The 15,454-nt window shown below is 61.5% G+C and carries 14 protein-coding genes; 7 read left to right on the top strand and 7 right to left on the bottom strand.

From position 1 onward, the window contains the following. Positions 1 to 8: 8 nt before the first annotated feature. Entirely contained in the window at positions 9 to 434 is a 426-nt protein-coding gene (locus GWQ29_RS11965; protein WP_034523673.1) for a hypothetical protein, read from the bottom strand. Between the two features lie 299 nt (positions 435 to 733). On the opposite strand from GWQ29_RS11965, the gene GWQ29_RS11960 reads away from it, so the two are divergent. Together GWQ29_RS11960 and GWQ29_RS11955 are read left to right on the top strand one after the other, a co-directional pair. After that, positions 734 to 1,645 carry a triacylglycerol lipase gene (locus GWQ29_RS11960; RefSeq protein ID WP_234579005.1) on the top strand — a complete coding sequence of 304 codons (912 nt, stop codon included), beginning with the start codon at positions 734 to 736 and terminating at the stop codon, positions 1,643 to 1,645. After that, entirely contained in the window at positions 1,642 to 2,394 is a 753-nt protein-coding gene (locus tag GWQ29_RS11955) for a lipase secretion chaperone (protein ID WP_275919509.1), read from the top strand. The genes GWQ29_RS11960 and GWQ29_RS11955 overlap by 4 nt, the downstream gene beginning before the upstream one ends. Before the next feature lie 258 nt (positions 2,395 to 2,652). Here the strand turns inward: GWQ29_RS11955 and GWQ29_RS11950 are convergent, their stop codons facing one another. From GWQ29_RS11950 to sgrR, 4 genes are all read right to left on the bottom strand, one after another. Then, entirely contained in the window at positions 2,653 to 3,354 is a 702-nt protein-coding gene (locus GWQ29_RS11950; protein WP_099994443.1) for a hypothetical protein, read from the bottom strand. A 46-nt stretch (positions 3,355 to 3,400) separates the two neighbouring features. Continuing rightward, positions 3,401 to 3,796 carry a thioesterase family protein gene (locus GWQ29_RS11945; protein WP_275919508.1) on the bottom strand — a complete coding sequence of 132 codons (396 nt, stop codon included), beginning with the start codon at positions 3,794 to 3,796 and terminating at the stop codon, positions 3,401 to 3,403. 199 nt (positions 3,797 to 3,995) lie between these two features. Then, positions 3,996 to 6,173 carry a catalase/peroxidase HPI gene (gene katG, locus GWQ29_RS11940; RefSeq protein WP_275919507.1) on the bottom strand — a complete coding sequence of 726 codons (2,178 nt, stop codon included), beginning with the start codon at positions 6,171 to 6,173 and terminating at the stop codon, positions 3,996 to 3,998. A 192-nt stretch (positions 6,174 to 6,365) separates the two neighbouring features. Next, entirely contained in the window at positions 6,366 to 8,042 is a 1,677-nt protein-coding gene (sgrR, locus tag GWQ29_RS11935; RefSeq protein WP_275919506.1) for an HTH-type transcriptional regulator SgrR, read from the bottom strand. Positions 8,043 to 8,142: 100 nt separating this feature from the next. On the opposite strand from sgrR, the gene GWQ29_RS11930 reads away from it, so the two are divergent. From GWQ29_RS11930 to GWQ29_RS11920, 3 genes are all read left to right on the top strand, one after another. Next, a complete protein-coding gene (locus tag GWQ29_RS11930) occupies positions 8,143 to 8,319 on the top strand; it encodes a hypothetical protein (RefSeq protein WP_275919505.1) in 177 nt (58 codons plus the stop codon). 163 nt (positions 8,320 to 8,482) lie between these two features. Next, positions 8,483 to 9,751, top strand: coding sequence for an aminotransferase class I/II-fold pyridoxal phosphate-dependent enzyme (locus GWQ29_RS11925; protein WP_275919504.1), 1,269 nt, complete (start codon positions 8,483 to 8,485; stop codon positions 9,749 to 9,751). A gap of 110 nt (positions 9,752 to 9,861) precedes the next feature. Then, positions 9,862 to 10,488, top strand: a complete 627-nt coding sequence (locus GWQ29_RS11920) for a glutathione S-transferase family protein (RefSeq protein ID WP_275919503.1) — start codon at positions 9,862 to 9,864, stop codon at positions 10,486 to 10,488. 233 nt (positions 10,489 to 10,721) lie between these two features. On the opposite strand, the gene GWQ29_RS11915 is transcribed toward GWQ29_RS11920, so the two are convergent. Further along, complete coding sequence (locus GWQ29_RS11915; RefSeq protein WP_275919502.1) at positions 10,722 to 11,897, bottom strand: iron-containing alcohol dehydrogenase; 1,176 nt, start codon at positions 11,895 to 11,897, stop codon at positions 10,722 to 10,724. A 196-nt stretch (positions 11,898 to 12,093) separates the two neighbouring features. Between GWQ29_RS11915 and GWQ29_RS11910 the strand changes: the two genes are divergently transcribed. Then, a complete protein-coding gene (locus GWQ29_RS11910; RefSeq protein ID WP_111589188.1) occupies positions 12,094 to 12,675 on the top strand; it encodes a hypothetical protein in 582 nt (193 codons plus the stop codon). A gap of 223 nt (positions 12,676 to 12,898) precedes the next feature. Here GWQ29_RS11910 and GWQ29_RS11905 read toward each other — a convergent pair whose 3' ends face one another. Then, positions 12,899 to 13,351: a hypothetical protein gene (locus GWQ29_RS11905; protein ID WP_087757073.1), complete on the bottom strand. Its 453-nt coding sequence runs from the start codon at positions 13,349 to 13,351 to the stop codon at positions 12,899 to 12,901. A gap of 473 nt (positions 13,352 to 13,824) precedes the next feature. On the opposite strand from GWQ29_RS11905, the gene GWQ29_RS11900 reads away from it, so the two are divergent. Continuing rightward, positions 13,825 to 15,297 (top strand): C69 family dipeptidase, encoded by a 1,473-nt coding sequence (locus GWQ29_RS11900; protein ID WP_275919501.1) that lies wholly within the window; start codon positions 13,825 to 13,827, stop codon positions 15,295 to 15,297. Positions 15,298 to 15,454 lie beyond the last annotated feature (157 nt).

Here is a 15,454-nt window from a genome sequence, read left to right as displayed (position 1 = left end):
TATTGTGATTAATGCAGTTGATGGGCGGGCTCGGCGTGGCACAGGCACTGACCGAGGCAACGCTGAATAGCATCCTGAGTGCCGTGCTTGCGCACGAAGGCGATCAGCTCGGTATGGGTGCTGCGGGTATGGCGCAGAGCCGCGGCCCGCAGTGGGCTCGGACAGGCGGGGGACTGGCTGGTAGCAAGCAGGCAATCGTGGATATGGCACAGCAGATCGGCTGCGCGGTCCGGCAGCGTCATGGCGATCAACAGATCCGCCAGATTGTGGTGAGCCACCACCAGGGCAGCCACTGCCTCGTCTGCATCGTGCCAAAAAGAGAACTGCTGGCGAGCCAGCCACAGCGCCTGCTGATAGTAGGAGAGTGCCTTGGCGTACTCGCCGGCATCGAAATAGCGATTGCCACTCAGGGTCTGCTGCTTCCAATGCACCATGCTGCTGTCCGAGTCGGTTGTCCCGACCCATCCCTTCACCCAGGTTCCTGTCATGATCCCAGCCACTCAAATGATAATAATTATTATTTAACTTATGTAGTGGCCGAATACAAGGGATACTTGATCTTCGCCGGCCTGACGCCTTCTCCCCTCCTGCCCATATGGGTAGGGCTTTTTTGAATCTGTCTGTTTAGTGATCACTTGCACAGATGCAACTGGCCGGGTTGGCCATGCTGGCGGGTACTGGCATGAAGCCGGTAGCTGTCGGATGGACAGCCTATTTCACAAGGATGATGACGATGAAAAGATGGCTATTGGTGCTGCTGTGCGCCCTGCCCATGCTGGGTCAGGCGGCAGGTTATACCCAGACACGTTACCCCATGGTGCTGGTGCATGGATTGTTCGGCTTCGACAAGCTGCTCGGGGTCGATTACTTCTACGGTATCCCCCAGGCTCTGACCCGGGACGGTGCCCGCGTCTATGTCGCGCAGATCTCCGCTACCCACAGCTCGGAACTGCGCGGTGAACAGTTGCTCAAGCAGGTACAGCAGGTGCTCGCCATCACGGGTGCTGACAAGGTCAATCTCATAGGTCACTCTCACGGCAGCCCGACCATACGTTATGTCGCTTCTGTCGCCCCGGAACTGGTCGCCTCCGCCACCAGCGTGGGGGGCGTCAACTATGGCTCCGAGATAGCAGACCTGGTGCGTGCCAACGTAGCCCCGGGCTCGATAGCCGAGAAACTGGCGGTCGCGGCCGCCTCGGCACTCTCTGGTGTCATCTCGCTGCTCTCCGGCGGCAGCCAGCTGCCACAGGATCCTCTCGCCTCCCTCGATGCGCTCACCAGTGCGGGAGCCCAGCGCTTCAACCAGCGCTACCCTGAGGGGCTGCCCAGCCAGTATTGTGGCGAAGGGCCGCTGCGCGCCGCCAACGGCGTCTACTACTTCTCCTGGAGCGGGCGCGGCAGCATGACCAATGTCCTGGATCCGGTGGATCCTGCGCTGGCCCTCACCAGCACCTTTTTCAGCGAGCCCAATGACGGCCTGGTCGGGGTATGCAGCAGCCACCTCGGCAAGGTGATCGGCACCGGCTACCGGATGAACCATCTGGACGAGGTCAATCAGTCGTTTGGCATCCATCACCTGTTTGATACCGATCCTGTCACCCTCTACCGCCAGCACGCCAACCGCTTGCAGGGTCTGGGGCTATGAAGCGATCCCTCCTTCTCGCCCTGCCTCTGGGTGGAGCCTTCTTGCTGGGGGCCGCCCTGTTATGGCCCGACCCGCCGCCGAGTCTGAATGCCGCCCCCGAACAGGGAGCCCTGCGTCATCAGCTGGCCCAACACCTGGAACAGGGCGAGGCTGACGCAGAGCACCCACTGCTGGCCCGCTACCAGGTTTTTCTGGCGGCGGAGGGCCGCCTGACGGTGCCGACGGATCCGGACCTCGCCAGCCTGCAGCAGCTGTTTGACCAGCGTGAACAACTGCGCCAGCAGAGCTTCACCCCGGCCGAGCAGGATCAGCTGTTTGCCGAAGACAGACTGATGGAGCAGTGGACCCTGCGCCGCAAGGCGCTAGCCCAGGCGAGCGATGCCGACAAGAAGATGCTGGCCGGTGAACTCGAACTCTGGCTGACGGAGCAGCCCCAATGGTTCAGAGAAGCAGAGGTCAACAGCCGCCTGCTCGGCGAGTTGCAGACGCTGGCGCAATTACCCCCTGCCGAGCGGGAAGCCGTGCTGCTGGAGCAACTGGGGCCAGAGGCCGTGGATCGACTGCATCAGCTGGAACAGAGTCAGCAAGGGTTCGAGCAGCAGCTGGCAGGCTATCTGGCCGAGTTCACCCCTTTGCCCGCCCTTGATCGGGCCGAGCAGCAACAGGAGATACTGGCGCGCTGGTTTCCCGCCGAGCAGTGGCGGCGGGTCGAGGCGCTGACCCGACTGCGGCTCGAAAAACAGCCATAAACAGCAAGGGGGCCGCGATGGCCCCCTTGCTTCATTCTGCAACCGCACTCATTGTCGCTTGTTGGCCCTCGGCAGTGGCTGCCTGGTTTAGGGGAATAAACCACAACGACAAGGGGGCCCTGACGGCCCCCTTGCTTCATGCTGCAACCGCACTCATTGTCGCTTGTTGGCCCTCGGCAGCGGCTGCCAGGTCCAGGGGAATAGAGTACAACGACAAGGGGGCCCTGACGGCCCCCTTGTTTCATACTGCAACTCTACTTATTGCGGCTTGTTGGCGCCGGGCAGTGGCTGCCAGGTGAGACGGGTCACCTGGGTGCCTTGCACATCGCACTTGAGGTTCAGATCCTGCCAGCCCTTGTCCTGGCGCAGGGAAACCTCTCCTTCGATGCCCGATTCACTCACCTTGAGCGTCTTCTGCTCGAAGGTCACCTTGTCGCCCCTGGCCAGATCCATCAGCTTTCCGTTGCAGAGCCAGTGGGTGAGTTCGGCACCTTTCAGCTTGACGCTGCCACTGCTGGCTTTCTGCTCCGCAGAGCTGATGGCAAACAGCCTGGCCAGGTCAGCAGATCGCTTGGTGAGCCAGGCTTCACGCTGTTGCATGCTTATTTTGCTGACGAACTCGGCAGGCTGTCCCTTGTTGTCAAGCCAGTGGGTCAGCTTGCCTTGCTCATCGAAGGCAAACTGGGCGGCAGGTTCTCTGACCCCGAACAGCTTGCCCCCCTTGAAGTAGTAACGGCTCTCCCCTTGCAGCTTGCCCTGCTCGTTCATGATGGGCACCGCTATGATGACGGGGGTGCCATCGATCCAGGCCTTGATCTCCACACCGTCATGACTGAACAGACGGGTGTCGAGGGCGCTCTCGGCCCCCCGGTCGATCAGGGTGAACTGCTCCGCAAGAGAAGCGGCCAGAGAAGGTAGGGAACAGAGTCCCAGTGTCAGAGCAGTCACTGTGTTGCGCATTATGTTCCTGTGCATGGTTTTCCTGTGGTAGGCCAACAGGCCAAGGTTAACTCTCTATCAGCAAGGCCCGCAGCGCTTCCCTGTGCTTGTCACTCAAGGGCAGGGATTGGCGGGTCTGATAGTCAAAATGGATCAGGGTCGTTTCGCCGGTGACGGCCAGCTCACCGCCCTGCCAGGCTTCCTGCCAGAGCGTGAAGGAGCTGGAGCCGATGCGGCGCACCCCTGTGTTGATCGATACCTGCTGACCATAAAACAGCTCGCGTTTGAACTGTACCGTATAGCCCGCGATGATCAGGTGCCAGTTATGCACATCCAGCTCGGGAGAGAAGATGCGAAACAGGGGATCCCGCGCCGCCTCGAACCAGACCGCCGGCACCGTATTGTTGATGTGGCCGAGGGCATCTGTCTCTTGAAAACGGGGTTGGATCTGCATTTCCAGCATGGGCGACTCCTTGTCAGCAGGGGCTTGGCAGCTAGCCATCATCAATGAATCAAGATGTTACCTGATATCCAGTCCAAAAGGACAGGGGGCTGCACTGCTCTCCGGTACTGGCCAATCTCTGTCGCAACCCCAGGCAAGCCTTGGCTCAGGACAAAAAAATACCCCGCACACCCGGGTGTGCGGGGCCATCGGGTCAGCCTTAACTCATCAGATCAAAGCGGTCCGCATTCATCACCTTGTTCCAGGCACTGATGAAATCGCAAACGAACTTCTCCTTGTTGTCATCCTGGGCATAGACCTCGGCGTAGGCACGCAGTACCGAGTTGGAGCCGAACACCAGATCGATCCGGGTCGCCGTCCATTTCATCTTGCCGCTCTTGCGATCGCGCACTTCATACAGACGCTCTCCCGACGGGTGCCAGGTGTTGGCCATGTCGGTGAGGTTGACGAAGTAGTCGTTGGTCAAGGCCCCTTCCCTCTCGGTAAAGACACCATGCCGGGTGCCGCCATGGTTGGTGCCGAGCACCCGCATGCCGCCCACCAGAACCGTCATCTCATGGGCCGTCAGCCCCATCAGCTGGGTGCGATCCAGCATCAGCTCCTCCGCAGTGACCGCATAATCCTTTTTCAACCAGTTGCGGTAACCGTCGGCCAGCGGCTCAAGCACCTCGAACGACGCCACATCGGTCTGGGCCTGACTGGCATCACCGCGACCCGGGCTGAAGGGAACTGTCACCTCGACCCCGGCGGCCCTGGCCGCCAGCTCAACACCCAGGTTACCCGCCAGCACTATCACATCCGCCAAGCTGATCTGGCTGGCGGCGGCGATGGGCTCGAGCACCTTGAGCACCCGTGCCAGTCTGGCCGGTTCATTGCCTTCCCACTCCTTCTGCGGGGCAAGCCGGATACGGGCACCGTTGGCGCCACCACGCAGATCCGAGCCCCGGAAGGTACGGGCGCTGTCCCAGGCGGTACTGACCATATCGCTGATGGAGAGGCCACTGGCGGCAATCCTGGCCTTCACCGCAGCCACGTCATAATCGGTACGCCCGGCAGGCACAGGATCCTGCCAGATCAGATCTTCAGCCGGCACATAAGGCCCCACATAGCGGGTTTTGGGCCCCAGATCCCTGTGGGTCAGCTTGAACCAGGCGCGGGCGAAGGCATCGGAGAAGGCCGCCGGATCAGCGCGGAAACGCTCGGCGATCTTGCGGTACTTGGGGTCGAACTTCAGCGCCATGTCGGCGTCTGTCATGATGGGGTTGCGGCGAATGGCAGGATCTTCCACATCCACCGGCTTGTCCTCTTCCCGTATATTGACGGGCTCCCACTGCCAGGCACCGGCCGGGCTCTTTTTCAGTTCCCACTCGTAGTTGAACAGCAGGTAGAAGTAGCCGTTGTCCCAACGGGTGGGGTGGGTGGTCCAGGCCCCTTCAATGCCGCTGGTCACCGCATTGCGGCCAATACCGCGCTGGGTCTTGTTGAGCCAGCCCAGCCCCTGATCCTCGACAGCGGCACCTTCCGGCTCGGGCCCGAGCAGCCGGGCATCCCCATTGCCGTGACATTTGCCTACCGTGTGCCCCCCGGCCGTCAGGGCGACCGTCTCTTCGTCATCCATCGCCATGCGGGCAAAGGTGACCCGCATGTCCTTGGCGGTTTTCAGAGGATCAGGATTGCCGTCGACCCCTTCCGGGTTGACGTAGATGAGCCCCATCATCACTGCCGCCAGCGGGTTGTCCAGATCCCGCTCGCCAGAGTAACGGCCACCAGGCTTGCTGCTCGGTGCCAGCCACTCCTTCTCCGCGCCCCAATAGATATCTTTCTCGGGGTGCCAGATATCCTCGCGGCCGAAGGCGAAGCCGAACGTCTTGAGCCCCATGGACTCATAAGCTACGGTGCCGGCCAGAATGATCAGATCGGCCCAGCTGATCTTGTTGCCGTACTTTTTCTTGATGGGCCACAGCAGACGCCGGGCCTTGTCCAGGTTGGCGTTGTCAGGCCAGGAGTTGAGCGGAGCAAAACGCTGATTACCGGTACTGCCACCACCACGGCCATCGGCGATACGGTAGGTACCGGCCGAGTGCCAGGCCATGCGGATCATCAGGCCGCCGTAGTGGCCCCAGTCTGCCGGCCACCAATCCTGGCTGTCGGTCATCAGGGCGGTCACATCCTGCTTGAGGGCGGCCATGTCGAGCTTCTTGAGCTCTTCCCGGTAATTGAAACCGGGCCCCAGCGGATTGGTCTTGGTGTCGTGCTGATGGAGAATGTCGAGGTTGAGGCTCTTCGGCCACCACGCCATGTTGGCTTGCTCGCCGGAGGTAGTACCACCGTGCATGACCGGGCATTTTCCTTGGGAACGTTCTGAATTGTTGCTCATCTTTTTCCTCATTTGCTCTGCTTTCCATAACCTGAACCAGCATGGCACTTTGGAATTGAATGTCCAATGAACTGCGACCCGCCGACCCATAGTAAAAACGGCAATTAAAACAGGATGATGATCTGCCGGAAGAGCACCTTGCAGGTACAAGGTGAGGCGAGACAGGTTCAACCCGCCACATAAGCATCGTCCTTACTCGGGGCGAAGCCAGGCACTGCGAAAATCAAACCAGCCGAGGGCCGTCATGCGCACCCCGTGCACACCGACCCGGCTCTCCAGCTCCAGCCAGTGGTGGAACAGGGGCACAAACCAGCCCTGTTGCTGCACCCGGGCCAGCAAAGCGCGCGGGCCCGGATCCTCACCGCTGGCACGCCACCGGGTCAGGCCCTGCCACAAAGCATGCTGACTGGCCCACACCTTGTGCAGCAGCGGGGTGCCCAGCAGCCAGGCGTAGGGGGCGAAGGCATGCTCGTGCTCCAGATTGAGGGTGCCGAGCCAGAGATCCACATCCTCATCCACCCCGCTCACCCAGCGGCCGTAATCCAGGGTGCGAACCTCCAGCCGGATCCCCTGTTCTGCCAGCAGGCTGGCCATGGCGCCGGCACACTCGTTGAACTCCAGATGCTGATTGAAACAGGCTAGCACCAGCCGCGTCGGCAGTTGCTCCGGCGTTGGCAATGACGCAGGCAGGGCCTCGCGCCAGTGGGGCAACAGACCCAGCGCACTGGTCCAGCCCCGCTGCAACTCGGGGGCGACCCGTGCCATCAGGGCGATGGGGTTGAGCAGCTGGGCCAGCCAGTGACGCAGGGCGGGATCCTGCAAGGAGACGGATCTGTCGTCCTGCAGCAGGAAGTAGCAGCCGGATTCAAGCTCGGACTCACCGCGCATGGTGCCGAGTTCAGGGCTGTCACGTCCCAGCTGCAGGTGGGTCTCCAGCCGCTCCGCCAGCTCCGGCAGCATCCAGATGTCGATCTCGTCAAGCAAGGCACGCAGACCAAAGTAGTCGTCAAACGCCTCCAGACAAAGGTGGAGGGGATCGTTGGCGGTCACCTTGTAGGGGCCCGTGCCCACCGGCTGCAGGGCAAAGCCCGCCTCCCCCTTGAGCTCCCGCGGCAATATGGTCGCCACCGGTTCGGCCAGCAGATGGGGCAGCAGAGGATCCGGGCTGTCGAGATACAGATCCAGAGTGCGTGGCCAGGGGCTCTCCAGCCGTACCAGATGGGCGAACAGGGGGCGATCCCGCAGTGCCAGCAGACTCTCCATCACATCCTCCACCACCAGCTCGCGACCGTGGTGAAAGCGCACCACCGGCCGCAGATAGAAGCGCCAGTGACAGGGCCCCAGACACTCCCAGTGGTGGGCAAGATCCCCTTCGATTTCCCCATTTTCCTCATTTCGTCGGGTGAGACCGTTGAAGATCTGCCGGCTCAGGTGAATTTCGGAGCGACGCAGCGGATCCGTGGGCAGCAGCTGGGGCAGCGGCCGGTAGTAGGGCACCCGCAGGATCTGGCGCCCCTCCCGGGTGGCCTGGCCGAGCTGCTCGATCAGCAGCGGGGTAAGCAGATCCAGCCGACCTTCCGCCAGCCGCACCGCCTGGGCGAGCTGGCCCTGACTCAGCAGATCCCGCAGGCGGCGCCGGGTCAGACTCTCCTGACTGTCGAGCAGAGTGAGCCGGGAGCGCCGTCCCCTGCCCGCCTCGGCTGACCAGCTGAGCCAGCCCTGATCCTGCATCCGCCGCAGCAGCAGGCGGGCGTTGCGCGGGGTGCAGCAGAGCAGGTCCGCCACTTCGGCGAGACTTGCCTCCCGCTCATCGCAGCCAAGCTGCTGGGCGAGTCGTTGAAACTGCTGATAAAGGCGACTGGTCGGCATAAAAGAGGAAATCCTGTTGCTATAAGTCATCAGTTTTTACTTCCGCATTTTAGCTCAATACTGCTGATGAACATGAGAGCCACAGCACAGGAGCATCATCATGAACCAGCAAAGCGCCCCCAAACCGAACCGGATCCAGCAAACCCTGCGTCGCTACTTCAAGCGGATCCTGCCTCGCCCGCTGACCCTGATCGAGGCTCCCATGAGCCAGCTCAACCGCCTGATGCAGTGGGACATGCACCAGATCGATGACAAGGAGTATCGTCGCCGCCTCTGAGTGCAGCCAGGTTGCTCAAGAGCGAGGCCCATCGCCAGCGGATGTCATTGCTTTACCGGATTGGGTGGTTTACATCGCCGCTGAGCCTGATAGATTGGACGTCTATCCATCTATAACTGCCCAGCTGTCACTGCGACAAGCAACATCCAACAAGGAGTGTGTGATGAAAGATGCGACCCTGGCCCTGCACCACGGCTTTTCCAGCGATCCCACTACCAAGGCAGTCGCCGTGCCCATCTACCAGACGGTGGCCTACGAGTTCGACAGCGCCCAGCACGGGGCGGATCTGTTCAATCTGGCGGTGCCGGGCAACATCTATACCCGCATCATGAATCCCACCAACGATGTGCTGGAACAGCGAATGGCCGCGCTGGAAGGGGGTATTGCCGGGCTGGTGGTCTCCGCGGGTTCCGCCGCCATCACCTACGCCATCCAGGCGCTGACCGCCGCCGGTGACAACATAGTCTCCACACCCCAGCTCTATGGCGGCACCTATACACTGTTCGCCCACATGCTGCCGAGCTTCGGGGTCGAGGTACGCTTCGCCAAAGATGACAGCGCCGAGGCCATCGCCGCCCTCATCGACGACAAGACCAAGGCGGTCTACTGCGAGAGCATAGGCAACCCGGCGGGCAACATCGTCGATCTGGCCGCCTTCGCCAAGGTGGCCCACGCCCGTGGCGTGCCGCTCATCGTCGACAACACGGTCGCCACGCCGGTGCTGTGCAAACCCATAGAACACGGCGCCGACATAGTGGTGCACAGCCTGACCAAATATGTCGGCGGTCACGGCAACTCGCTGGGCGGCGTCATCATCGACTCGGGCAAGTTCCCCTGGGCGGATAACGCCGAACGCTTTCCCCAGCTCACCCAGCCCGAACCCTCCTACCACGGGGTGGTCTATACACAAGCCTTTGGCCCCGCCGCCTTTATCGGCCGGGTACGGACAGTGCCGCTGCGCAATACCGGCGCGGCGCTGGCACCCATGAACGCCTTCCTGCTGCTGCAGGGGCTTGAAACCCTGAGCCTGCGCATGGAGCGCCACGTGGACAACGCCCTTCAGGTCGCCCACCACCTCAAGCATCACCCGAAAGTAGCCTGGGTCAGCTACGCCGGTCTGCCGGGGCACCCCCACTATCTGCTGGCGGAGAAGTACATGGGGGGCCGGCCGTCGGCCATCCTTTCGTTCGGCTTGAAGGAGGGCTATGAGGCGGGGGTGCGCTTCTACGATGCGCTCAAGATCTTCAAGCGGCTGGTCAATATCGGCGACGCCAAGTCGCTGGCCTGCCACCCCGCCTCCACCACCCATCGCCAGCTGAGCGAGGAGGAACAGGTCAGGGCTGGGGTCAAGCCGGAGATGATCCGCTTGTCTGTGGGGATAGAAGCGATCGAGGACATATTGGCGGATCTGGATCAGGCGCTGGAGGCCTGAGTCAGCCAACAAGAGAGCGGGCACTGCCCGCTCTCTTGATTTCTCCATGCCGGTGAACCAGTCACCTCGCCGACGCGTATATCGACTCCTGCCACCGAATCGAGGTTCCAATGATAATCCTGCACCACCTGAACAAATCCCGCTCCCAACGCATTATCTGGCTGCTCGAAGAGCTGGGCTTGCCTTACCAGATCAAGGCGTACCAGCGCGACGCCACCACCTTTCTGGCGCCACCCGAGCTGAAAGCCATCCACCCCCTCGGCAAGTCGCCTGTCATCGAGCTGGAAGGACGCGTGCTGGCGGAATCCGGCGCCATCACAGAGTACCTGATTGCCCGCCACGCCCCCGAGCGGCTGGCGCCAGCTCAGGATAGCCCCGACTACCCCGAATACCTGCAGTGGATCCACTTTGCCGAGAGCTCCGGCATACTGCCGCTGCTGCTCGACATGTTCGTGCGCAAGGATGGCAGCCCGATGCGCTTCCTGCCGGACTACGCCAAAGCGGAGTGCGCCAAGGTGCTGGGCTATCTAAATGCGGTCTTGAGCACTCGCCACTATCTGGTGGGGGACCGTCTCTCCGGCGCCGACATCATGAACTCCTTCCTGGTGGATCTGCTGGCCCAGGGCGGCCAACTGGCACACTTCCCGCACCTGCAAACCTACTGGGAACGCCTCAATACCCATCCGGCCCGCCAGAAGGCCGCGACACTGGAGCGTGAGCTGGATCTGGGCGCCTGATCCTCTGCCCTCAGCGCCTCACCCCGGAATGCAAAACGCCCCGACAATCGGGGCGTTTTCTTTTCAGCTCGTCAGCCAAATGCTCAGAGCGCGTGGGAAAGGACCCTCGCTACTATATTGCCCGGCTCTCTCCTTCGCCCGGAGCTGGCACCCCAGACTTAAAGAGCGTGTGACAGGATCCTGGCGACTATATTGCCCGGCTCTCTCCTTCACCCGAAGCTGGAACCCCAGACTTAAAGAGCGTGTGACAGGATCCTGGCGACCTTGTCTGGATCTATGTCCTGCTGCTCCCCGAGCGCGGTCAGGCCGAAACGCTTGAGGTTGGAGCAGATACCTGGGATACAGCTCTCACTCAGCCCGTAGTCGGCGAGACGGGTGCCCACCCCCATCTGCTGGAAGAACTGCTCGGTGCGGATGATCGCCTCCTCGATGCGTAGCGCCTTGTCCTCCCGGCTCGAATGCCAGACCCGCTCGGCGAACTGGGCCAGCTTCTCCTGCTTCTGGGCCGCCTGCTCACGCAGCAGGGAGGGCAGCACCACCGCCAGGCTCTGGGCATGATCCAGCCCGTGCAGCGCGGTGAGCTGGTGGCCGATGGCGTGAGTGGACCAGTCCTGGGGCACGCCGCGGCCGATGAGACCATTGAGCGCCAGGCTGGCGGCCCACATCAGGTTGGCGCGCACCTGATAATGGGTGGGATCCACCAGGGCTTTGGGGCCGTTATCCACCAGCACCTGCAGCAAGCCTTCCGCCAGCCTGTCCTGCACCTCGCCCCCCACAGGGAAGGTGAGGTACTGCTCTATGATGTGGACAAAGGCATCCACCACCCCATTACCGATCTGGCGGGTGGGCAGGCTGTAGGTGGTGGTGGGATCGAGCACGGCAAACACAGGTTGCACCAGCGGATTCATGAAGGAGAGCTTGGCCTCCCCCCGACTCACCACGGCGGCGGGATTGCTCTCCGAGCCGGTGGCGGGCAGGGTCAGCACGCAGCCCAGCGGCAGGGCCGCCTTGACGGGCGCCTTGTGCAGCAGTATCTCCCAGGGATCCGCCCCCTCGAAGCAGGCCGCCGCGGCCACGAACTTGGTGCCATCCACCACGGATCCGCCGCCGACCGCCAGCAGGAAGTCGATGCGCTCGCGCTTGACCAGATCCACCGCCTCCATCAGCTGATCGTACTGGGGGTTGGCGCCAATGCCGGGGAACTCCAGCCACTCCCGGCCTGCCAGCGCCTGGGTCAGCTGGTCATAGACGCCGTTTTTCTTGATGCTGCCACCGCCGTAGAGCACCAGCAGGCGACTACCTGCCGGGATCAGGTCGGGCAGCCTGGCTATCTGGCCGTCACCAAAACAGACCCGGGTAGGATTGGCATATTGGAAGTTGTACACGGCAAAGCCCTCGGTTGAATGCATGCAAGGGGATTGTGCGCCCGTGGCTCCGGCAGGTCAAAAAACGGGAGCCGGCTATCAAAACACGCATTGCGTTCGAGTCCAGCAGGTTGGTCAGGCGCGGCTCTGCTATGGTCTGTCAGGAAGGCGGTGCCATGTGCCATCCGGGCCTGCATGCCCACCTCCTCTCATCCTCATTTCCCGTCATAAGGTCTGAAACATGAAATTGAAGCATGCATGGATTGCCGGTCTGCTCTCCCTATCGACCTGCCTGGTGCAAGCCGCCGAGGTGGTCACCGAAGTCGCGACCGCTCCGGGCAAGGCCAGTCTGGTTGAAGCCGTGACTGCCCAGGCGACGGTGACTGCCATCGACATGGCGAGCCGCAAGGTCAGCCTGAAAAATGACGCCGGTGAAGCGTTCGACATAGTCGCCGGTGAACAGGTCACCAACCTGCAAAACCTCAAGGTTGGCGATACGGTGGCACTGAGATACCTGCAGATGCTGGATCTGGAACTGCTCAAGGGCACGGCAGGCGTCAGACAGCGCGTCGTCGAGATGGATGCGGACAAGGCCGCCGCTGGCCAGAAGCCGGGGGCCGGGGTGGGGGTCAAGGTCACACTGTATGGGGACGTCATCGACGTCGACAAGGCGCAGCAGACGGTCACGGTCAAAGGGGTGGATCACACCCTGGTGGTCAAGGTGCACAACCCGGCGCAATTTGCCCTGATCGCCAAAGGGGATCAGATCAAGGCTGTCCAGACCCAGGCGGTGGGTATCGGCATAGTGCCCGAGAAAAAATAGTACCCGAGAAGAAATAGCACCTGAGAAGACATAGCGCCGGAGCAGAAACGGGGCCGGGAAGGCAGCAGCCCCAAGAGCCCGTCAAGAAGGGAGGGACATCACCCCTCCCTTTCTCATTGTGATGTCATCATTCCTTCCACATGGGAAAGGCCGCGTCATTACCCGAGGCAACCCCTTGCCCCCGATGACCACAGATTGCCGTTCGAGTCGTGCAGGCAATCACTCAGGTAGTCTTGGTCTCTTCCTTTGGCTCGCTCTTCTTGCCGGTGAGGCGATCCATGGCATCTTGCAGCATGGTCTCCTTCTGCTCGTTCAAGGCCTTGCTCTGCTGCTCGCGCTCTTCGGGGGTCAGCTGCCTGTTGTCGGCGATCGCCTTGAGCTTCTCCTCTATCTCGTTGAACTTCTTGCGATCAAACCCAAGCGCCTTGTCCACCAGCTGCTGCATCATGCCACCCTTGTCCGAGTTCATGTCCAGCGCGGGCGGCAGCTTGCTGTTCTTGGCCAGATGCTCATAGGTAAGCGCCTGCTGCGCCTTGCTGGTCAGTCGCTGGGAGGAGAGGTTGACCAACTCCTCCCAGCCACCACCCTGACCACTGTCGGCACCGCTGAGGGTGGCGAGGGCGCGGGAGTTGGACGCACTCTGGGCAAGTTGCTGGCTGTAGGGTTTGATATCCATGGGGACTCCAATCTGTATGCCGATCCGGCATGACGCTTTGGCTGATTCGATAACATGGGGCGCCAGGCCCCACCATTGTCAATTAAACCAGCAAGTTACAGGCCAACTTTCCAGATGGGGCCAAATCCCGCACTCAGGCTGGCGCCACGCCCATTGCTCGCAGCAAGCCAGGCGTCAGAATCATGACTCCTGCGCCGCCCCGTCATGATATTGCGGCACATCTCTCTACACTCGAGCGCCTCTGCCAGAGAAAGCCAAGGATTAGCGCGCAGATCACAAAACAAACAACTACATAAGCCTACAATTTTGGCGCACGATAGAACCAGCAAGCAGTGTTATGGATGAAATGTTTGCGACATCAATGATCGGCAGACCAATCCACCGGCATACTTCCATGCCGCCATCGGCCTGCGGCAGCGCGCATCCCATCCCACCGCCTGACTTTCACTCACAGTTACGCTTCGGGCAATGCCATGAAAAAACACACCTTGAGTCTCCTCTCCGCCACCCTGCTCACCCTGCTTGGCACCAGTGCCGACGCCTGCACCGGCCTCATCGTCGGCAAGGGCGCCAGCGCGGATGGCAGCGTGATGATCGCCAGAAACGAGGATTTTGGCGTCAACAACTGGAACAAGTACCTGGCCTTCCGGCCCGCCCAGCAAAACGAGGGCAAGAGCTGGAAACTGGGCAACGGGCTGGAAGTGCCCATGCCCAAGGCCTTCCTCGCCTACTCCGCCATTCGTGACTGGGATGCAACCACCAGCGACCCGGCAGGCAAATATTATGAAGAGCGCGGCATCAACGAGTTCAACGTCGCCCTCTCGGCCACCACCAGTGCCGAGGTCAACGACAGGGCCCAGAAGGCGGATCCGCTGATCGAAAAAGGGATCATAGAAGCCATCATACCCACCCTGATCCTGCCACAGGCCAGGAGCGCCAAAGAAGGCGTCGCGCTGCTTGGCCGCTATGTGGAGCAATATGGCGCCGGTGAGGGCAACAGCCTCTATCTGGCGGATGTGAACGAGGCCTGGCTGATGGAGATAGGCTCCGGCCACCACTGGATCGCGGTACGGGTGCCGGACGACAGCTACGCCATGGTGGCCAACGGCCTGCGCATCCACGGCGTCAATCTAGACAGCGCCGATGTGCTGCACTCGCCCAGGCTGCTGGAGTTCGTGCGCGAGCACAAGCTGCTTGATAACGCCGACCCCAAGGACTTCAACTTCGCCAAGGCATTCGGGGTCATTGCCGACCCCTACAACGTGGATCGGGAGTGGCTCGGCCAAAAAATGCTGACCGCCTCCCACCAGCAAGCCACCCGGCAGGCGCAATATCCGCTGTTCATGAAGCCGGATGCCCCTATCGCCGTGCCGGACGTGGCCAGGGTGCTGAGCGCCACCTATGAGGGCACGCCGCTCGCTGGCAAGGCGGAGCGACCGATCCGCATCGATCGTCAGCTCGAATCCCACGTGATCCAGCTGCGCAAGGAGATGCCCAAGGAGCTGCAGGGGCTCATCTGGCAGAGCTACGGCGTGCTGGCCGAATCCGTGATGGTGCCGCTCTACAGCCCGCTGGAATCCTACCCTCTGCCCTATCGCATCGGCAGCGAAAGCTACTCCGATGACTCCGCCTACTGGCAGTTCCGCAGCCTGACAGCACTGGCCAACACCAACTCGGACAAATATCTGCCGCTGCTGCGGGGCGTCTGGAGCAAGGAGAGCGCCAAGCTCTACAAAGAAGTAGCCGTGCTCGACAAGGCCCTCAAGCAGACCTACACCAACGACAAGGCCACCGCGCTCGGGCTGGCCGCCGACTACTCCTACGGCCAGCTGGAGCAGACCTACCAGATGGCCAAAGAGTTGCGCTACAAACTGATGACGGATCTCACCAAGAGCACGGAGAAGAAGTATTCAGAGGAGGAGTTCAAGAAGATCATGAGCCTCTGACCGGCTCGGAAAACAGAAGAGGCACCCCGGGGCTGTCTCTTGATCACATCTGTTGATGCTCAAGAGACAGTGCCAGTTCATAGCCTTCAAGGAGGGTCTGTAACCTAAACCAGCCCTCCCATAACACCGCTATCGAGGCTCGCCCCGTTCTCTTGGT

Source organism: Aeromonas sp. 2HA2 (genome assembly GCF_029237345.1).
In the GTDB taxonomy this organism is placed as follows: Bacteria; Pseudomonadota; Gammaproteobacteria; order Enterobacterales; family Aeromonadaceae; genus Aeromonas; species Aeromonas salmonicida.
Note: the sequence above shows the minus strand (reverse complement) of the source record. Positions and strands in the feature narration are given on the sequence as shown.